This is a genomic window from Paenarthrobacter sp. NPDC092416 (genome assembly GCF_044755025.1).
Taxonomy (GTDB): domain Bacteria; phylum Actinomycetota; class Actinomycetes; order Actinomycetales; family Micrococcaceae; genus Arthrobacter.
Genome location: NZ_JBIVQG010000018.1, coordinates 19,531 through 38,598 on the forward strand (window position 1 = coordinate 19,531; position 19,068 = coordinate 38,598).

A 19,068-nucleotide genomic window follows, 5' to 3' on the forward strand; every position below is an offset into this window, starting at 1 on the left:
TGTCCCTGTCGGGGCCTGCGAGCATCATTGCGTTCACTTCGCAAAAAACTGGTCAATATAGCCCGCTGGCGGAAAGGTGCCAGCTGGCGGTTCGGCGGACTTGCCAGAGGACACTTCCGCGCCGCTGACGGCCCAGTCATCCAGGTTTTTGTCCGTGACAAGAGCCGGCTCAAGCAGGACGGTGTTCACCTTTACGCCGTCTCCATTCAAGACCCGGAGAGCAACATCAGCGATTACACCACCCATGGCCTGGGGGCCCTGCCCGGTTGCGGCACCCCGATAACCTTCGGGTGCGTTTTTCTGCCAGTAGGCGAGGCTTCCTTCGCTCGCCGCGGCATCGGCCATGGGCGGCATCGGCCGGCCTGCCTGTTCGAACGCGCTGATGACTCCGTTGCCCATGATGGCTGCGTGGACCACGCCGCCAACGTCAGTCTGATGAGTGCTTAGCCACTTCAGCACTTCCGTCTTTGCGGTTGTGGGGTTGTAGGCGCCGACCACGGAGTCGTCCAGGGTGATTTCGGGGCACAGCCCGATGACCTGCTTGATTCCTTCGAAGGTCTCCGTTTCGATTGAGACGCCTTTGACCCCGCGTACTCCCAGCATGGTTCCCTTGCCCCCCATCAATTTTGCTACTTCGGCTGCTGGCCGGGCTCCGAGAAGGAAGGAATTGGGGGAGATGTTTATGACTTTGTCGGAGGGAACAACTGACTGCATGGTGAGCGAAGGAATGCCTGCCGCGGCTGCCTGCTCACTCAGTGGCACGAAAGGATCAGGTGCCAGCGGCTGATAGAGGATGAGATCCGGGGCGGCCTGGATGGCCGCCTGGAACTGCTGCAACTGTGTCGGAAGGTTGTTCTCGGCGAATGACACAGTGACTTTCCCAATGAGTGGGTCTTTCTCCAGCGCCTCCTTCACAGTCTTCAGAAGGGTCGCCTGGTACGGCACGGCTTCTGTTGAGTAGACGATGGCGACGTCATATGGCGGAGGCGTGGCCGGCTTCCAGTTGCTCCAGAAACTGGGCTTGAGGGCTCCCGAGAATCCTGTGTAGGCTGCCTTGGCGGCAGCGTCCATCTTTGAAATGAGCCCTTCGGGATCATTCAGCGGCGTTGTCGGGATGCTTCCGCATTGCCCGTCTCCGGCCGTTTCAATCGCTGACGGCGCTTGCCCTGCGGGATCTGCGGCTGCGCAGCCGGACAGAATAGCCCCGAGGGCGAGTATGCCTACCAGTGCAGGAGTGCCTGCCCTGCGCGTGATGATCGTGGTATTCATCAAATCTCCTTTGATTCGCAAAATGATTTTGGGTGGGTGTGACGTCTTCGGTTGGTTCTCTGATATTGGGGTCGCTCCTGAGACGGCTGAAAAGAAGCTGTGGGGGCGTCGTTGCGTTCCGTGGCTCTGGTCGGACAGGGTGGTTCGTCGACCTACCCATGCTGGTGATGACCAGATCCGCGAGGGGTCCGGTTCACTCGGGTTGCTGCCCGGGAATGAGGCGGGTTATTCGCCTTGTTTCCGTTCGAAAGGCACGTCAAAGGTCTGCGAGTCGACGGGTTGTCGTCGTGGAACAGAATTTGGGATTTCTGGGGTGATGTCCCGCTGCCTGTTGGCGAGGAACACCGTCAAATGTTTCTGTATGTTTTTCTGGAGGGCGGCGGTCTCCGCCCTCCAGAAGGTGACACAAGGCCGATCAGCGTTTGACGACGGGGAGGTAGAGGTGGCTGTCGAACTCTCCGCCTGTGTGGATTGTGTGGTTGCCGGCGTTGTGCAGGGGCGCGAAGACGATTTCGAACCTTCCGCTGTAGCGTTGTACGGGCGTTCCCTTGACAATAACGCGGAGGCTCTCTCCGGGTTCGAAAAGGACGCTGTTAGGCCAGATCTCGATGTCCACAGGCACCGGTTTGCCGTGGACAAGCCAGTCCCGCCGGGCGTGCGAGTGCCAGGGTCGCTCCGGCGTAGACCGCTCCTCATCCAGTGCGCGATGGGAGGCCCGCAGCCAGCCGAAGCCCATCGGCCCGTCGTCATACATTTGGGAGAACGTGAAGGGTACCCGTTTCCCGTGCTGATCGAGTTTTTCAACTCCAACGAAAAGATCGGCGTCATTGCTGAGGTCAGTTGAAATCCACAGCCTGAGCTTGGCGTTGCCGGTCATCTCAACGCGCTCGTCGAAACGGATATCGAATGTAGCGGCTCCGCTGTCGTCAGTTGACGCATACGATACGGCGGCGGCCATTTCCGGTCGTTGGGTGTTCAATGTCCCTGCGTCCGCGTCCAGCCACAATGTCTCGTACGTGACGTCGGGCAGGGGCCAATCGGTTTCGTCCCGGAAGGTCCACTGGTCCTCGCGGGTGCGCACGCCGATGCGGACCCGCGGCCACTCGCTGACGCCGTTGTCGACGGTTTTGAGGTAGCGGTCGAAGAACTCCTTTTGGCGCTGGACGGACTCGGGCTGGTAAAAGCCCTCCCATTCCTTATCCCCGCGTATCTCGAGGAACTTGTCCGGCGAACTAATACCTCTCCAAGCCTCGACTGTTCCCCGAAGATGAAGGTTGTTGGGGAACTCGGTCACGGCGTAAGTGGGTACGTCCACGGCTTTCCAGTCCGCGACCCTGCACTGCCAGTATTCATCGAAGGTTGGGTGGTCGCGCATCCCAGCTTCCATGTCCTCGACGCGTTGCTGGCCGGTGCCGGTGAGCTGCATCCAGCCGTGGATGAAAGGGAAAGACGGGATGCCAGCGTGCAGGAAGGCCTCACGGTAACAGTCGCTGGCAGCATCCCAGGGCAAAATAGCAGCTAGGTGGGGCGGCTTTGTTGCCGCGACAGACCAGGCGGTCATGGCGAAGTACGACACTCCACCCCAGCCCACCTTGCCCGTTGACCAGTCGCACTGGGCGAGCCACTCGACAATGTCATGACCCGCCCAAGCTTCTTCTGGCGTGAAGTAGGTCGCGTCCCCCTCGGAGTACCAGTTGCCCACGCCATCGACGATGGCGATGGCATAGCCCCATTCCGTCCAGGGAACGGGGTCGAACTGTTCCCAGGGCACAAAATCCGAAAGCGTCTCGAACGGGATGCCGGACCCGGCCCACAGCGTTTCGATGTCGAGGTGGGGGTGCTTACCGAAAGGTGCGTAGCCCACGATCACCGGAACCTGGGTTGCGTTGCGCGGCCGGAAGACATCAGCGTAAACGGTTCCTCTTCGGGTTGGAATGGCCACGTCACGTTCGATGAGCATGTTGCCGTGTTCCTCCCGTCGGTAGCCGAAACCCGGGTGAGGCTCTGCGCCGGGCAGAGGCTGGGAGGGCTCCCTGCCGGGGCGGTAGGTGCGCCCGAGACGTGCGTCTGTTTGGGTTTGTTCCTCCGTTGAGCAAGCCGGGCCTGTGCGTGCAGTAGTTGCTTCTGTCATGTCAGTACTCCATCCTTGGCAGAGATCTCTGTATTCCACTGCCCCCAATTGCGCTCCGTGGCGAGCGTTCCCGCCTCGACACTGCCGGGCGTCTCCACCGCAGGGCGCGGGAGAGGATCTGGGCCGGTGTAATCCCACACCACTCGCTCCACCACCGTCATCGAGAAACTGCGCCCCGCATCAATAATGCTGCTTTCAAGTTCCCTGCACTTCTGGTCCGATTCCCGGCGCTCCCTGAAGCGGCGTGCTGCCTCCCGGTCGGGAAACCAAAGCTCTTCGATTCCGGAGTAGGTCTGCACGCCACCCGCTTCAAACAGGGTGCCTTTGAACATCGCTGCGTCCAGGGGCAGCTGAGTGTTTTGCACGTAACGGCGGAGGTCTTCGCCCTCGCCGGCAAGTTCAGCGATACGCGCCGAATACTCACCGCGTCCCACACGCTCGAACGTGTCACGATCGATGCCCTCTGCCGGAGCGACGAAATTGACGACTTTCACCCCATGGCCCGGCTTCATTCCGGGACCAAATGAGTGGTCGGTAACCACGGAGGTAAGTTCGATAACGAACTCCTTGTCACCAAATGAGTGCGGCTGCATCCGGCGAGGGTAGTCCTCTCCTCCGAAAATCGCCTCCAAAGCATGAACATCCGGCATGACATGGTTCGCAATGGAATACCAGCCCTTTTCATGACGCCCATAAGGGAAACAGCTATCCGGTACATCGTCGACCGCACGGTGTTGGGAGTATTTCGTGAAACCCGCCATCACGCTCGGGGTGGTCAGCATGAGGGCGACATGAATTACGCCCCACTCAAAGTCGAACATGTCGCGGTCCGCACCCGGCTTTGGGCGGGAAGCAAGCCAAAAGTTGATCATCTTTGATCCTTACCTAGGTGGTCCCAGAGCCCTTCAGGAATTCTGGTCTACCTAAAGCATGTGACACCAGTTACATTTCGTCCATGTCGAAATCGGCCGCGATCATTAACTACGTGTTAATAGTTCCTGTGCGCTTACCCGGAGCATGCCGATGTTGCCCTGGAGTAGGAGCTTAGGCGGCCGCTGGCTAGGGTGCAGCTGGACGCGGTAAGCCCGCACCTAGGGCATCGCGTTCGGTACTGTCTTGGGCGAATTCCGCGCTCACCAGCCTGGCAAAGCGATCCCCCAGCGAGGAGGCGGGGCGCTGCCAGGTGCATACGTTGAATGTCACCGCAGGAATGTCATTCACCGTTGCCCAAAACACCCCAGGGTGTTGAATGGCCTGAGCCACAGGTTCCGGGACGAGGCAGACACCCAATCCGGTGACCACCATCGCCAATGCCTCGTCCAGATTGTGCACACGAGGACCGCGCTTAGGTCGGCTGCCGTCGGGACGAGGATCCGCCAAGGCCCAGCTGGTGTACCGCTCGTCCGCGGACGCCGGAACGAGGAACGGCATACTGCTCAGCTGAGTTATGGAAATTTGGTCGTGGCTTGACCGGATGAGATCGCGAGATGTGTTTGCGCTGAAGAGGACTGCGCGGGGAGCCGTTGAGAGGGTCCTTGTAGTTACCCCGTCGAACCAGTTGGGGCCCCAGCTGAAGGCGACGTCGATGCTGCCGTCACGCAACGCGCCAAGGATGGTGTCCCGGTCGATATGACGGAACTCCAAGCGGGCGCCATCCAAACGCTCGGGCACTTCCGTGAAGATGCCGGCCAGCCTGTCCGGTGCTCCCACGTGCACAAAGCCTACGCTGAGTACTTTTTCCAGGCGCTTGTTGGACCAGTACTGAATTCGGTCGACTGCGTCAATAGCCTCTTTGGCCAGGGGCAACAGTTCAGTTCCCTGCACGCTGAGTTCAACGCGCCGGGAAGACCTGACGAAGAGCGGCGCCCCGAGTAGAGACTCCAATCGATGGACCTGCTGGCTCAACGCAGGAGTCGTCATGTGAAGTGACTGCGCCGCACGCGTGAAATGCAGGTGCTCCGCCACTGCGACAAAAGCACGCAGGGCGATCGTGCTTGGTTCAGCCACGGCCACTCCTGAAACGTTAAACTTCTCTTAAGAATAGGAACCTTTGAGCTGGCCCGCCAGACCTATAGGCCTGCAGGCTGGCTGCTTTTTCATTTTGGTCTCCGGCCTTTCGTGATGCGCGGCCAATCCGGTCTCGATCGGATCCAGTTTCCGGTGCTGATGGCCTCTGTCAGAAGGGCCCGTAAAGTGTGGGTTTGGGGGCTGGAACCTCCCTTTCAAAGCAAGGCGTGGGGTGCCTGCCACACTTGGCGGACAGGTAGTGCCACATTGGAAATTCGGAGCTTTCAGCTATGTTCGACCGTACAAGCGTTGGCTTGGGTGTCCGTGCCCGAACTGATGTCTTATGCGCGTTGGACACGCAGACCGGCGAAATCATTCTGCACCGGATGACTCCGGACCAGGGAGAGATTCGTGTCTGGATTTTCTCCCTGCCATCGCCGGTCAGAGTCGTTTACGAGGCAGGCCCGACGGGCTTCGGGATGGCCCGGTTACTTCTGGTCTCCGGGATCGGCATAGTGGTCGCGGCACCGTCGAAGCTTCAGTGTTCGTCCGGTGACCGGATCAAGACCGACGCGAAGGATGCGTTGTATCCGGTCCGGCTGCCGAGGTTGGCTGAGGTCACGGGGGTAAGAATTCCCTCAGCGGACCAGGAAGCAGCGCGGGATCTGCTCCGTTCCCGCGAAGACGTCCGCGGAGTCTCATGCGTTCCTGGCACCCGATCTCTAAACTCTTGCTGCGCCAAGGTATCGTCTATTTCGGCGGGTGGGCCTGGTCGCGGCAGAGCATGCCTCCGGCACGTCCCGGCCATTTGGCTCCATCCCCAAAAACCGGCAATGGACACACCCGGCGGCTGCTTGTCGAGGCCGTCTGGCACCACCGCCGACCCGTCCCGGCTGATACGGTCCCGCGAGGAAGAAGCCACCTCAGAGGCGCGAACCTGGGGTCACGCCAAGAACGGGCGCCTGCACGAGCGCTGGATCAGCTCCTCGATCGCCGCAAGCGTCCAGTCATCGCCAACGTCGCCATCGCCCGCGAACTCGCCGGATATGTGCTGGTCACCGCCACCGGCACACATCCGATCGCGGCCAGCTCCCTAACATCGTTGCCCTCGGGTACGACCCGCGGCAGAGGGTGGCGTCTCGGGAAGGACCAGGTGAATGCCTAACCCGAACTTCATAGCCGTGACGTTCGCCGGCGACAGGCAGTTCGTCCAGTGAGGCACGCCCCATCCGGGGGCAGCCTGAGTGCAGGTAAGGCCTGCTGACGGATGCCGTCACACTATTCCTGGTGGCGGCGGGGCAGTTGCCGTGGCGATTTCCGACGGCCCGGACGGCCTTCATTCTGCCCCGCCGCAGTCAAGGGCGAAGCGGGTAAGTTCCGAGGGAAATTGCTGTACCGCTCGTAGAGGTCCCATATACCAAGCTTGGCCGGTCTTCTACGGTCCACGCTTCGTAGCGTGAGGCCTTGTCTGTCGTGGAGCCGTCTACCGCCCCTGTGTTGCTGGGCCCAAAGGATGTCTCCGTTTGGAGTGACAGCATCAACAAGGTCCCGGCAGACGCTGAACCCGTCTTGTCGAATTTTCACCCCCATATCGGGCAGAGCGCTCCAGTCCAGTACGCGGCGCATCCATTACTCCTAAAAGGCGGCGGCGAGATGCCGGGAGCGAAGTCCTGCCAGGAAGCCCGAGGTGAGCTCCTTGGTTCTAGCGCCGGTGGCTGTCCCGTACAGATGGAAGTCCGGCCTGATCAGTACGACGTCGACGGGGGACTCGGGTGTGCTGAGGGTGTCCAGCCATTGGTGGTATGTTCCATCGATGTCATTGATGATCTCCACGCCGTCAGAGACGACACTGTCCTCTTCGAAGCTGGCCAGGCGGATCCCGATGAGCCCGAGGCGCCTCTGGTCTTCCAAGGAGATGCCCGTGAGCATGGAGCTGCGCTTCGTGAGAAGTACGCCTGGGCCGCCCAGTAGGTCATCCAACAGCATGGTCGTCTTGCCGGGCCCGGTCACGCGCCCCTGAATGGCGAGTTCTCCACCGTGCGGGCCGGTGTGCAGGCCAAGACCTAGCCCGGGGCGGGGTGGGGCCGGTGCTTTCCGGGTGGTTTCCCATTCAGCGATCATGCGCCCGTCGCGTGTCGCTGCTTCCCCCGGCTCGGTAAGGCAGATGACCTGACCAAGACTTATCGAGAACTTCACGAAGGCGGTGGCATGCTGGGAACGCTCCGGACCGTATGTGTCCAGCAAAGAGTCATCAGCGAGGCCGTCGACTACTGCAGCCAGCTTCCACGCCAGATTCATGGCATCGCGGACGCCAGCTCCCAGCCCCTGACCGGCGAACGGGGGCATGAGGTGGGCCGCGTCGCCGGCAAGGAGAATTCGCCCTCGGCGCCACTCGGTTGCCCAGCATGCCTGGAAGGTGTACACCGAGTGCCGTTCGAGCTTCGCGTTCTCCGCCGTGACGCCGTGAGGGGCCAGCAGTTCCCATGCCTTCTGCGTGCGGTTGAGTTCTTCCCGGGTTTCCCCCGGCAGGCGCATGAACTCCCAGCGGCGCCGCCCGGGCCCGCCGGGGACCATCGTCGCCGGGCGGGAGGTATCGCACAACTGAGAGGCGACGTGGGGAAATTTGAGGCCAGGTCCGGGCTTGACGTCAACTACTAGCCAGTCGTAAAAGAAACCCTCGTCATGCCATTCAATCCCGGCGTGCTGGCGCACTGCACTGTTGGCTCCGTCGGCACCGATAAGCCAGTCGGACACGGCGGTAACATGTTCTCCGTCGCTGGTCCGGGTCAGTTTGACGCGGATGCTGTCCTTGTCTTGGGATATGTCCCCGGCTTCCCAACCACGGAGGACGGTGACCGTGGGCAGTTCCTTGACCATGGCGTCAAGACGGTCCTCCAGTGCAGGCTGGTTGAAGAAGTAAGTGTTGTACCAACCGGATTCTCCGCGCCCGCTCCAGTCAACCTCGACAAGAGTTTCGCCTTGACCGTTCCGCCAGATGTACATGTCGTCATAGGGCTGGGTCACGTCAGGGATGCTGTCGGGGGCGAGCCCCACGGATTGCAGGATCCGCGCAAAATCGGAGCAATGCGTCACGGCGCGAGGAAGCGGATATCCGGTTTCCTTGCGGTCGACGACGAGCACCCGGTGCCCCCGGCGTCCAAGCTGGAGCGCGAGCAGTTTCCCCACGGGACCGAAACCGACGATGGTTACGTCTGCACTCTGAAGGCCTGAGCCGCCGATGGTCTTCATTGATATACCTTTCGATCTCACGCCTCCACTTCGAGGCATCACTGCATCAAACGTAAGGAATTCAACGTGATTCGACTCACAGAGTGTCCCGATTTGCGGGACGGTAATTGCCTGAGGCGGCACTCTTCCTGATTTCAGGGCAGCTATTGTTCAGCTCACACTCTGGTCCTCCACTAATGCCATGGAACGCCGTCGAAGGAGGTGCGGCCAGTTGGAGACCCTGTTCACCTCAGCGGCCGCTCCCAACCCCTCCAGCACGCCTACGACCAGCTCACGTTCTTCTCACGGATCCTACCGCCGCTCTGCGTCGCAGAAACGGGGCATGAGTGTCCCGCGGCCCTCGTAAATAAGTCCAGAGGAAACACCACAAATAGGCGGGCCGGACTCAACCGAGTCCGGCCCGCTTCTTGCGCTCCAAATGCTCCTTGGCACCCGGTAGGTCAATGACCGGATTGAGCTCCTTCAGGGCCTCTAGGGCTGCGGGGCTTTTGGCGGCGAAGCGGCTTGTCGGCATAACGACAGCTATGGCCTGCAGTGCACCGGTTGGACCGGTCATTGCTGTCGCGAGGGCACAGATGCCCAGATCATGTTCTTCAATGTCCACGGCCACGCCGACACGTCGAACGAGCTGCACTTCGTTCTGAAGCTCCAGCCTGTTAATGACGGTGGTGTCCGTGAATTGTTCGAGTTCCTGGGGGAGGAGGTCCTCGGCCCGGGCCGGTGGAAGCGCCGCCAGCAGGGCCTTGCCGACGCAGCTGGCGTGTAGTGAGAAGCTCCTGCCGACCTTGGTGACACCCTTGAGGCGCTCAGGGGAGGCTACCTGGTCGACGATGACAACTTCGCGGCCACTGAAGATGGCCAACTCGGCGTTCTCGTTTGTTGCCCGCGCCAGGGCGACAAGCTGTCCGCGGTTGGCGCTTAGCAGGTGAAGATGGCCGGCCATGCCGAATTTCAGCACGCCCGGGCCCAGGGCGTATCCGGGGCGGCCTGGTGTGCGGACAACGTAAAGCTCTTCCTCCAGGTCCTGGATGGTCCGGTGCACGGACGATCGGGGAAGGCCTGTGCGGGCAGCGAGTTCAGACAGGCTAAGACGCCCCCGGCTTTCGGCGAGGGCGTCCAGGACCAGACTGACACGGGAAAGGGTCGTCACGGCTTCATCACCGGAACATCATTGCCTCTTAGGATCCGGCTGTCCAAATGCGGCTGACGGTCAAGTGCCGAACGGACCAATCCCCGCTGTTCACCAGGAGCTCGTACTGGCCAAGGGTGTGCACAAATGGAGTGCCGCCCGTAAGTAGCCATCGCGTGTAATGGGCTGAGGCGCGCCACTGGCCCTCCTCAGGTCCGGGGTTGACGATCAGATTGCTCACGTCGTGGCGGTGCCCGTCGGGGCTGCTCCACAACCGTGTGAACAGTTCACGTGCTCCTTCCGGATTCGTGGACGTGGCAGTGGGAAACTGGACGTGGCTGTTTCCCAGCATGTCCACCACGGCGTCTACGTCCTTGCGGTCTGCGACGGCGACGTACGTGTGCAGGAGATTTGCGATTTGGTGTCTGGCTTCGGCGGCTTGAATGCTCATCGGGCTACCTCCGAATGTGCTGCCTGCCATTGACGGACCCAGGACCGGCCATAGTCGTTGCCGTGTGGGGTCCGCAGAACCGTGTGGACATGGAATTGCTTGGGCGTGCGGTAGTCGAGAAACACTCCGCAGTGATGGTCAAGTTCGGCAATGACAACTGGGGACTGGATCCGGTAGTAGAAGACATCGCCGGGCTTGTGCCCGCCGATCCAGGAGAACCAGGTTTCCTCCAGGTGTTCTTTGACCTCGCGCATCCGTGCCGCACGGGGGCCTTCCGGCAAGGGGAGGACGAATTTTTCGACGATTGAAAGGGCGATCTGTTGTGCTTCGGCGGGCATGTCCGCCACCCGGATCCCTTCAAAGGGGATGACCCGGTTGTCCTGGAACGCGCCCGCTAGGTGCCTTTCGTCTCCGGGATGAACCCGTCCCTCCGGCATGGCCGGGTCGACCATCTGCTGGTAGACCGTCGCGGCGGCCAGTTGGTCGGCCGGCAGCGCTGCCATGAGGTTGGTCCCAAGCTGGATCCGGTCTTCGAAGGCGGCAGTGCCGGCGTGGGGTCCTTCGTCGATCTCGTTGGGCTCTGCTCCGAAGAAGACCGGGCTGAGGGACATACGTCCATCAATGACAAGGCAATTCACTGCGCAGTGGTGCCCGTATAGCTGCCAGCCCCACGGTGCGCTGTGGTGGGGTGTCCCGTACAAGGCGAAGTTGTAGCTGAACTCGTTCAGGACACTTTGGAGCCCCACGACTTCTCCCAGGAAACCGTTGATCAGCATCATGCCGTGTGCGAGCTCATAGCCTTCCGGGCTTAGGGACGCCTTTACAAGCGCCAGAGCTTTTTCACGGACGTCCTGGGGCTGGAACTCGAGCCTGAGGCCCGAATCGAACTGCATGAATTCGGGGTTGGCCCAGGTTTGCCACTCCACCGCATCCACCGGGTAGGTGAGCTTGTCCCGGTCCTCAGCCGAAACCGCAGCCAGCAGGGCCTCCGCTGCCTCGACCATGGCGGTAACGGGAGCCTCCTCACCGGGCAGCGCCGGCGCAAACGGGTAGAGGCCCTCCCGCAAAGTGCCGTCCTCGGTGACTCCACGGAATTCATTCAAATAGAGAGGTGTCCAGCCCTCAACCAGTTCACCGGTGAAGGTTCCGGCCTTGCGGGCCTCCTGGCGGTAGGCGTAGGCATCAAGGCCCTTCACGTCTTCAATGCGGGGATGTCCTTGCGGGAAAAGGAACTGGCGGAATTCTGCTGTGCTCATGGGCGCACTCCTTCGTGCTCGTATAACCGGGTCAGTGGTTGTGGTCGGTGACCGCTTGCCGGACAGCCGCGAGTTCGCCGCTGGCGATCGCTTCCACAAGTTCGGCATGAACCCTCAGGCGGTCAGCCCTGTAGGCTGCGGCTGCGGCTTCGTCCTCATCGAAGCGTGATGAAGCCGACGACGATAAATGCCCGAGCGTGCCGATGTATACTGCCCGGGCCATTGCGTTCGGGCAGATAGCGGCGATCCTTTCGTGCAGCGCCCAGTTCGCCCGCATGAACCCGTCCCAGTCCGTCGAGGATTCCATATTGCCCACGAGAAGGCGCAGCTCGGCGAGGTCCGCGTCGGTACGGCATCGGGCAGCCCCGACGTCGATGAGCTCTTCGAGGTGGTCCCGCAGTTCAATGGCATCCATCACGGCAGATGGCTGTTCCCCGACCGTCAGGAGCGTGTGGCGCAATCGGACAACGGGGCTCGTTTCGGCCACGAACAGGCCCCCGGTGCGGCCCGGGCGGATTTCCAGCACTCCGCGCTCCCGCAGAAGCCGGACCGCTTCGCTGACCGTCGCCCGGGCATAGCCGGTTTCTTCACGCAACGACGGCAGGGTCCCCACGAGGGCACCTGGCTCAAGACCCTGGGCGCGGACCCTCTCCTCCAGCGCGGCAGCAAGGTGTTCAGCCCGTGAACGCGGTGCGCGCAGATTCAATCCTGAAGCTGCGGCGTTCTGAGGTGTCTCGGAATCCTGAACGGCGGGCTGTACGGCGCCGGAGTTCTGTGTCATGCTCCTATTAAAGCACAAAAAGGTGCGAATGTTTTAGCTCTTTTCGCCATTGGCTGTCGGAGCACGAAGGGAATACTCATGAGAATCGTAGGTATCCGCCGCAATGCTGGTCCGGTGGAAGTCGCTGCGCTTTCCCGGGACGGGCAGACCGTCTCCGTCTTGGCCGGGCTGGAGCAGTTCTGGGCCGCACCTGCCCATCACCTCGCATCAGAAGCATCGGGGGAGGTCCTGCCGGCAAGTTCAGTGGAGTTCGTCCCGCCGGTTCTGCCAGGAGCCCGGGTGATCTGCATAGGTCTGAACTACCTCAAGCACGTCGCTGAGGGCTCCTTTAAGGACCAGGAACTTCCCGAACACCCGACCTTGTTCGCACGGTGGACGCAGTCCCTCACCGTGGACGGTGCCGCAGTTCCGGTTCCGTTCGGGGAGGATGGTCTGGACTGGGAAGGCGAGATCGTTGCCTGGGTCGGTGAGACGCTCGTGGACGCTTCCCCGGAAGAAGCGTTGAACGCTGTTATCGGCTATTCGGTCTTCAACGACCTCACGGCCCGCCGGGCCCAGAAACTCACTTCACAGTGGATCCTGGGGAAAAACGCTGACCTTTCCGGTCCGGTTGGACCCATGGTCCTAGCCGGCGAGGTCGGTGACCTCCGCGATGGTCTGCGGGTCCAAACCCGTGTCAACGGCGAGACGGTGCAGGACGGGAATACGACTGAGATGGTCTACACCGTCGGTGAAACTCTGGCGCACATTTCCAAGACCTTCACCCTTCGCCCTGGGGACCTGCTCGCCACCGGAACGCCCTCCGGTGTTGGCTACGCACGCACCCCCCAATGGCTCCTCCAGCCCGGGGACACCGTCGAAGTCGAGGTCGAGAAAATCGGCACGCTGCGCAACTCCATAGTTGGCAACGAAGCCCGCCACGCCGCCACCCGCGAGGTCCAGGGAGCACTGCGGTGAGGGTCCAGCTCATCCTGCCGTCTGTCACAGTCCCTGCGTCAGGCCGGCCCTCTAGCCTGCTCATCGGCAAAGGTGCCGGTGGAGAACCCGGGTACCGGAGACGACACCCGGGGCTGGGGCCCGCCCTTTGTGGGCCCCGAGGATGACTTGCAGTCCACCTACTTCATGTCCTGCAACCGCAACAAGGAGTCCATCAGTCTGGACCTCAAGAGCGGGGAGGGCAAGGCTGTGCTCCGCGGGCTGCTGGAACGCGCCGACGTTGTAATCGAAAACTTCCGCCCAGGCGTCATGGCCGGCTGGGGTTCTCCCCGGCAGCCATGCATGCGCCTAATCCCCGCCTGGTGATCCTTTCCATCACCGGCTTCGGCCACGACGGGCCGGAATCGCAACGCAGCGGCTACGACCAGATTCTCCAGGGCGAGGCCGGCCTGATGTCCCTCACCGGTCCCGGGCCGGACGACCCGCAGCGCGTCGGCGTCCCCATCGCCGACCTGCTGGCCGGGATGAACGGGGCCTTCGGGGTGCTGGCAGCGCTGGTGGAACGGGACCGGACCGGCCAGGGCAAGGTGGTGCGCACCTCGCTACTGGCGTCACTGATCGGTGTTCATGCGTTCCAAGGTACCCGCACCACCGTGGCGGGCGAAGTGTCGCAGGCCCAGGGCAACCACCACCCGTCCATCGCGCCCTACGGCCTCTTCGCCTGCAAGGACGGCAGCGTCCAGATCAGTGTGGGCAGCGAAAAGTTGTGGGCTTCCTTCGCGGACGCTTTCGGCTTGGAGCTCGCCGCGCCCGGCTTTGCCAGCAACGCCGAAAGGGTGCGGAATCGGGCCGGGGTGATCGCCGCCGTCGAACGCGTCTTTTCCGGCTACGGCGCCACGGAACTCCTCCAAAAGCTTAACGACGCCGGGATCCCGGCCGGGAAGGTCCGCTCGCTGAACGAGGTGTACGCCTGGGAGCAAGTTGCCTCCCAAGGCCTCGTGGTGGACGTTGTTCACCCGTTGCTGGCCAAGGTCATCCTGCCCGGCCCGCCGCTGAGGTTCTTCGCAGCCGGCGACGCTGCCGAAACCACCCTGACCGCACACGACGCGCCACCGCTGCTCAATGAAGACGGGCCGGCGATCCGGCAATGGCTGGGCCTCGTTCCCGTAGATACGGCTGCCGCCGCGGCGTCGGAGGCGAATTAGCATGGCAACAACAGAAAAAATGTGCCACCTGACTGCCGCCGAACTGCTGGACGCAGTCGTGGACGAGGGCTCCTTCTTCTCTTGGGACACTGAGCCGGAGCAACCCGTGGTATCCGCAGAGTATGCCCGCGACCTGGCCCGGGCGCGTGAGCGCAGCGGCGTCGACGAGTCTGTGATCACCGGCGCGGGGCTCATCCGTGGCCGACAAGTGGCGTTGGTTGTCAGTGAATTCTCCTTCCTGGCCGGTTCAATCGGCCATGCGGCGGCGCAGAGGATTGTTGCCGCCGTGGAGCGCGCCACCGCGGAGGGGTTGCCTCTGCTGGCCGGCCCCGCCTCAGGGGGAACGCGGATGCAGGAAGGGACGCTCGCGTTCCTCTCCATGGTGAAGATCACTGGCGCAGTCCGCGCGCACCGGAAGGCAGGGCTTCCGTACCTTGTCTATCTCCGTCACCCCACCACAGGGGGCGTCATGGCATCTTGGGGATCCCTGGGGCACATCAACGTTGCCGAACCAGGCGCTCTATTGGGATTTCTTGGCCCCCGCGTGTACGAAGCGCTCCACTCCGTACCGTTCCCGCAGAACGTGCAGGTTACAGAGAACCTGTTCAACAAGGGGCTGATCGATGGCGTGGTGAACACCGCCTCCCTGGCTGACCTGGTGGACCGGGCACTGCGCATCCTCATGCCCCACCGGTACCCCGTCCCATCGCTGGCCGCTCCCTCCACCCTGTCCGTCAGCCCCGCCGAGGTAGACGCTTGGACCTCCATCGGAATCACCCGCCAGCCGCGGCGGCCCGATCTCCGACAGCTCCTCAAGTACGGCGCCACCGACGCGCTGCCCCTAAGTGGAACCGGGCAAGGGGAGAAGGACCCCGGTCTGCTGCTGGCCTTGGCCCGGTTCGGCACCCAGTCCTGCATAGTCCTGGGCCACTCGCGCCCTCTGAGGAAGGACGCACCCGGCATGGGCCCAGGCTCCCTCCGGGAGGCGCGGCGCGGCATGAAGCTCGCCGAGGAACTGCGCCTGCCACTTCTCACGGTCATCGACACCGCCGGCGCCGCACTGTCCCAGGAGGCCGAGGAGGGCGGATTGGCCGGCGAGATCGCGCGGTCGCTGTATGACCTGATCGGACTGGAATCACCGTCCGTCTCGGTCCTGCTGGGACAGGGCACTGGGGGAGGGGCGTTAGCGCTGCTGCCTGCGGACCGCACAATAGCGGCGCAGCACAGCTGGCTCTCGCCGCTCCCGCCCGAAGGAGCCAGCGCAATCGTACATCGCACCACAGCTTTCGCTCCTGACATGGCGGAGGTACAGGGCGTGAACGTGGCATCCCTCTACGCCAGCGGCCTGGTGGACCACATCGTGGACGAACGCGACGACGCTGCACTGGAACCCCGTGAATTCTGCACACGGATGGCGCATGCGATCGAATACGAGCTCGCGTCCGTGGCTGGCGTCCCCATCTCGAAACTGGTGGCAGCCCGCGGACGGAAATACAGTAACCTGGGTGTTTTCTGACTGGCATTGGGGCCGCCTTGGCTGCGTCATGAGCCGCCGACGGACGCTGGCGCGCAGCTGAGGATGGGGCATAATCGGTGTTCGCCGACCCCCGCCGCACCAGCACGGCCTCCGGGTTCTCACACGTTAACGAGAAAGACACCCGTTGCTTCTTCTGTGTGGGGAGTACCCGGGCGCGGGTGTAGCAGGGCCTGGCAACGGGCGCCCGTCACACCGAGCAACTCGCTAACAAAACAGATTCGATAAAGCTGATCGGGCATGCACCCGAGCGGTTAGGGCATGTCGAGTCTGGTTTTGTAGGCGGTGTTTTTGTTGGTGTTCCAGCCGGCGATGATGCCAGCTCCGAGCATTTGGTCGGTGAGGCGTGCGAAGCGGTAGCCGGGGTCGGTGTCGAGGGCGAGTTGCATGTATTGGTGTGCTTTGGATCCTCGTCCTTCCCACCAGTTGATGTAGCCGATGGTGGTGAGGATGGGTGCTGCGTGTTGGGGGCTGGTTCTGGTGTAGGCGTGGAGGAGGAGTTGTTGGGCCCATTCGATCCGTGACCATTGAGGTGCGGTGTCAGTTTGGGCGAAGAGGATGTGTTGGGGTGGTTCGTTGATGCCGGGGATGTCCGCCATGAGCCGATCGCGAATGTGGGGAAATTGGAAGTTCGCGACGAGCGTGGTGCAGTCTTCGTCGGTTGGGAAGTCGTTTGACTCCAGCATGCCCGTCCAGAGCTGGCTGGCTTGTAGCGCCGCTTGATGGGGCGCCTGGGCGCGGATGGTGTTCATGCGGTTTTCGACGGCGGTGGCGTGGTCGGCTTCGTGGGTCGGCGCTGGAAGGACGATGCGGTTGGTAGGTTCGATAGTGCTGCCGCGGTAGATGAATTCGGCGTTGATGCGGCTGTACTCGGTAGTGCTGATGGGCAGGCTGATGTCTTGTCCGGGTTCACTGTCGTAGGGGGAGTAGGTGTCGTCGCTAACGAAGATGCCGTCGCGGATGGTGATGCCGTTTTCGGAGAGGACTCCGGTGAGTGCGGCGATGGTCGCTGCATGCGGTTTCGGTTGCCCTGTTTGGCAGTGCTGGGAGGTGTAGAGGGCGAAGACGATGCTCGTCGCGGTGGTGTCACTGGTGAGATAACTGCTGACAGTCCTGGCGTAGGGGAGTTCTGTTCCCGGTTGGCGGGGTAGGTCGATGCGCAGGGTGGCGCCGACCTTGCCTTTATCCAGGGTGATGCAGACCAGGCTCTCCTCGGGCCAGAACCCTAGGGTGTGCCCGATGAAGCTGAGCAGGTCTGCCGGGTCTTTGATGGTGAGCGCATTCATTGTCCCTTTCCTTTGCCCTTGTCTGTTGTGTCTTTGGTCGTTGGTGTTGTGCGTCGTTCCGATAGGGGGCCATTGCGCTGGTAAGGGGCTGGAGTGCAGCCAGGCGACCGTGGTAGGGCCGGAAAGTTCGGGAGGAGATAAGCGACGTAGGAGCGCGGAGTGAAGTTTCCGGATGGGCTCCGGCGCGGTAGCGGTTTGGTTGTGCCAAGTGCCTGCCCAGCGGTGATCGGGATATAAGAATGACAAACGGCGGTGTTGCTTCTGACCGTTCATGGATAGGTGGGAGACTCACGGCATGACATCGCGTCGCTGTTCTTCAGCTCTGAAAGGTTCTGCTTCCCGGTGTCAGGGCTGTGTGGTCAGGGTTCGGTGTTGTGTTCTGTTCAGTGGGCTAGGCGCAGATGTCTTGGATCAGGGCCGTCCGATGGTCGCCGCAGTAAGAGCTCCACGTCGTCGCTGCCAGCATCATCAGGTACAGGGGCAGGAAGAAACCGTCGCGCGCCTCGAGGACTAACGAAGCCCCGCACCGTTGAGGGCGACCCGGGGACACTTCTTGATCAATTCTTGAGGCATTCCATCCGGGAACCTGATGAAGGGCTGCCAGATTGGTAGTGTCTCGCGAAAGCACAGGCATGCTGGACGGCCCGTTTTGCAGTAGGCGGGCTGTTCAGATTCTCTACGAGCCTCCTGCGTCCCCATCCGATCAGGGTCAGTATGGCCAGCAGGGAGGCATCCCGTTTTAACCCGCTGAGACCTCTGCGCCGCCAGGACTGGCCAGGAGCGTCTGGTGCTTGAAATCGAACACCGCCACCCCTGCTGAAATTTCCGTGTATCTCTACCGTCTGGTTCAGGGCCGGTGGCATGTCAAATGCCGGAGTTCTTGCTAGATTGCTGTCGAGTGATTGACAGGCAGCTTCTCTCAGTAGTTCTGTTGGCTAGTGCACGAGGTACTTGCTTGATGGGCTTGTGAGGCTTAGGTGTATTGACTTGGAGAACACGACAGCCTGGAACTGGGCGGCGGACTTGGATTGCCTTAGTGACCTCATTGTCACCAGCGAGGACATGCAGGCCTTTCTTGATGGTTTGGCGTGCCTGGCTGCGAACGCTGTTTCCCGCGCTGCCGGGATGCGGGTTGAATGCGCCGTGACGCTGGACCGCCGGAAACGGCCCAGGACCATCGGCGGCAGCACCGACACAGCGATTGACCTGAAGCGACTCGAACAAGCACCAGGGGAGTGGCCCTGCATCGATGCGGTGGCCGGTGGCGGACCGTTTTCGTCTCATGATGTCCTGACATCACCGCACTGGGGTCAGTGTTGCGGCGCGTTGAGCGCGGCGGGCGATCGTAGCCTGCTTGGGCTTCCGCTGGCGTTGGCCGAGGATGGCGCAGCTGCGATGACCTTCCTCGCGGGACCCCCAGGCTGGTTCAGCAGCGCAGTAGTCGCTGAGGCAGTGTCCTTCTCCGTGCTGGCCAGCAAAGCCGTTCGCGTAGCACTCCGGATCAGGAGACTGAACGAACTGACGGAAGACTTGGACGCGGCCATGACAACCCGGTCCGTGATCAACATCGCCTGCGGGGTGATCATCGCTCAAAACGGGTGCACCCAGGACGAAGCCATCGCCATCCTGCGCAAGGCCTCCAGCGACAGGAACCAGAAACTCCGCGACCTCGCGCGTGATCTCGTAAACGGCGTAAGCCGCCACCAAACATCCGCCGTGAGTGGCGGGGCCTTTCGTTCAGGGCCTCAAGGGCCCACCCGATGACGGTCAGTTCGAACGTCGGCGGGCTCAACGCTTCATAATATAGGCGTCAAATTCCAGTGGTTCGGCCTCT

13 protein-coding genes and 1 pseudogene are annotated in these 19,068 nt (G+C 62.1%); 4 read left to right on the forward strand and 10 right to left on the reverse strand.

The genetic code is table 11. The features are described from left to right. Window positions 1-33 precede the first annotated feature (33 nt). From ACIQC5_RS22035 to ACIQC5_RS22075, 9 genes are all read right to left on the reverse strand, one after another. Window positions 34-1,269 carry a substrate-binding domain-containing protein gene (locus ACIQC5_RS22035; protein WP_400287229.1) on the reverse strand — a complete coding sequence of 412 codons (1,236 nt, stop codon included), beginning with the start codon at window positions 1,267-1,269 and terminating at the stop codon, window positions 34-36. A gap of 415 nt (window positions 1,270-1,684) precedes the next feature. Then, entirely contained in the window at window positions 1,685-3,400 is a 1,716-nt protein-coding gene (locus ACIQC5_RS22040) for a CocE/NonD family hydrolase (protein ID WP_400287230.1), read from the reverse strand. After that, a complete protein-coding gene (locus ACIQC5_RS22045; protein WP_400287231.1) occupies window positions 3,397-4,272 on the reverse strand; it encodes an EthD domain-containing protein in 876 nt (291 codons plus the stop codon). The genes ACIQC5_RS22040 and ACIQC5_RS22045 overlap by 4 nt, the downstream gene beginning before the upstream one ends. Before the next feature lie 187 nt (window positions 4,273-4,459). Continuing rightward, window positions 4,460-5,407, reverse strand: coding sequence for a LysR family transcriptional regulator (locus tag ACIQC5_RS22050; RefSeq protein ID WP_400287232.1), 948 nt, complete (start codon window positions 5,405-5,407; stop codon window positions 4,460-4,462). Between the two features lie 1,635 nt (window positions 5,408-7,042). Next, window positions 7,043-8,656, reverse strand: a complete 1,614-nt coding sequence (locus ACIQC5_RS22055; RefSeq protein ID WP_400287233.1) for a bifunctional 3-(3-hydroxy-phenyl)propionate/3-hydroxycinnamic acid hydroxylase — start codon at window positions 8,654-8,656, stop codon at window positions 7,043-7,045. A 385-nt stretch (window positions 8,657-9,041) separates the two neighbouring features. Then, a complete protein-coding gene (locus ACIQC5_RS22060) occupies window positions 9,042-9,806 on the reverse strand; it encodes an IclR family transcriptional regulator (RefSeq protein ID WP_400287234.1) in 765 nt (254 codons plus the stop codon). Between the two features lie 28 nt (window positions 9,807-9,834). Further along, window positions 9,835-10,236 (reverse strand): nuclear transport factor 2 family protein, encoded by a 402-nt coding sequence (locus tag ACIQC5_RS22065; RefSeq protein ID WP_400287235.1) that lies wholly within the window; start codon window positions 10,234-10,236, stop codon window positions 9,835-9,837. After that, on the reverse strand, window positions 10,233-11,492 hold the full coding sequence (locus ACIQC5_RS22070; RefSeq protein ID WP_400287236.1) for a DUF3500 domain-containing protein: 1,260 nt from the start codon (window positions 11,490-11,492) through the stop codon (window positions 10,233-10,235). Before ACIQC5_RS22070 ends, ACIQC5_RS22065 begins: the two co-directional genes overlap by 4 nt. 31 nt (window positions 11,493-11,523) lie before the next feature. Continuing rightward, window positions 11,524-12,273 carry a FadR/GntR family transcriptional regulator gene (locus tag ACIQC5_RS22075; protein ID WP_400287237.1) on the reverse strand — a complete coding sequence of 250 codons (750 nt, stop codon included), beginning with the start codon at window positions 12,271-12,273 and terminating at the stop codon, window positions 11,524-11,526. A 78-nt stretch (window positions 12,274-12,351) separates the two neighbouring features. Here ACIQC5_RS22075 and ACIQC5_RS22080 point away from each other — a divergent pair, with 78 nt between their 5' ends. From ACIQC5_RS22080 to ACIQC5_RS22090, 3 genes and pseudogenes are all read left to right on the forward strand, one after another. Then, the gene (locus ACIQC5_RS22080) at window positions 12,352-13,230 is read left to right on the forward strand and encodes a fumarylacetoacetate hydrolase family protein (RefSeq protein WP_400287238.1); all 879 of its coding nucleotides are present in this window, start codon (window positions 12,352-12,354) and stop codon (window positions 13,228-13,230) included. 72 nt (window positions 13,231-13,302) lie between these two features. Continuing rightward, window positions 13,303-14,414, forward strand: a pseudogene (locus ACIQC5_RS22085) (CaiB/BaiF CoA transferase family protein); the annotation flags it as partial. A 1-nt stretch (window position 14,415) separates the two neighbouring features. Further along, window positions 14,416-15,930, forward strand: a complete 1,515-nt coding sequence (locus ACIQC5_RS22090; protein ID WP_400287239.1) for a carboxyl transferase domain-containing protein — start codon at window positions 14,416-14,418, stop codon at window positions 15,928-15,930. 272 nt (window positions 15,931-16,202) lie between these two features. Here the strand turns inward: ACIQC5_RS22090 and ACIQC5_RS22095 are convergent, their stop codons facing one another. Then, on the reverse strand, window positions 16,203-17,234 hold the full coding sequence (locus ACIQC5_RS22095; protein ID WP_400287240.1) for a DUF4192 domain-containing protein: 1,032 nt from the start codon (window positions 17,232-17,234) through the stop codon (window positions 16,203-16,205). 987 nt (window positions 17,235-18,221) lie between these two features. Here ACIQC5_RS22095 and ACIQC5_RS22100 point away from each other — a divergent pair. Next, entirely contained in the window at window positions 18,222-18,998 is a 777-nt protein-coding gene (locus ACIQC5_RS22100) for an ANTAR domain-containing protein (protein WP_400287241.1), read from the forward strand. Window positions 18,999-19,068: the final 70 nt, after the last annotated feature.

Excerpts from the sequence above, each read along its gene's own strand:
- ACIQC5_RS22035 (WP_400287229.1), bottom strand. The coding sequence starts at position 1,269 with ATGAATACCACGATCATCACGCGCAGGGCAGGCACTCCTGCACTGGTA.
- ACIQC5_RS22040 (WP_400287230.1), bottom strand. The coding sequence starts at position 3,400 with ATGACAGAAGCAACTACTGCACGCACAGGCCCGGCTTGCTCAACGGAG.
- ACIQC5_RS22045 (WP_400287231.1), bottom strand. The coding sequence starts at position 4,272 with ATGATCAACTTTTGGCTTGCTTCCCGCCCAAAGCCGGGTGCGGACCGC.
- ACIQC5_RS22055 (WP_400287233.1), bottom strand. The coding sequence starts at position 8,656 with ATGAAGACCATCGGCGGCTCAGGCCTTCAGAGTGCAGACGTAACCATC.
- ACIQC5_RS22065 (WP_400287235.1), bottom strand. The coding sequence starts at position 10,236 with ATGAGCATTCAAGCCGCCGAAGCCAGACACCAAATCGCAAATCTCCTG.
- ACIQC5_RS22070 (WP_400287236.1), bottom strand. The coding sequence starts at position 11,492 with ATGAGCACAGCAGAATTCCGCCAGTTCCTTTTCCCGCAAGGACATCCC.
- ACIQC5_RS22075 (WP_400287237.1), bottom strand. The coding sequence starts at position 12,273 with ATGACACAGAACTCCGGCGCCGTACAGCCCGCCGTTCAGGATTCCGAG.
- ACIQC5_RS22080 (WP_400287238.1), top strand. The coding sequence starts at position 12,352 with ATGAGAATCGTAGGTATCCGCCGCAATGCTGGTCCGGTGGAAGTCGCT.
- ACIQC5_RS22090 (WP_400287239.1), top strand. The coding sequence starts at position 14,416 with ATGGCAACAACAGAAAAAATGTGCCACCTGACTGCCGCCGAACTGCTG.
- ACIQC5_RS22095 (WP_400287240.1), bottom strand. The coding sequence starts at position 17,234 with ATGAATGCGCTCACCATCAAAGACCCGGCAGACCTGCTCAGCTTCATC.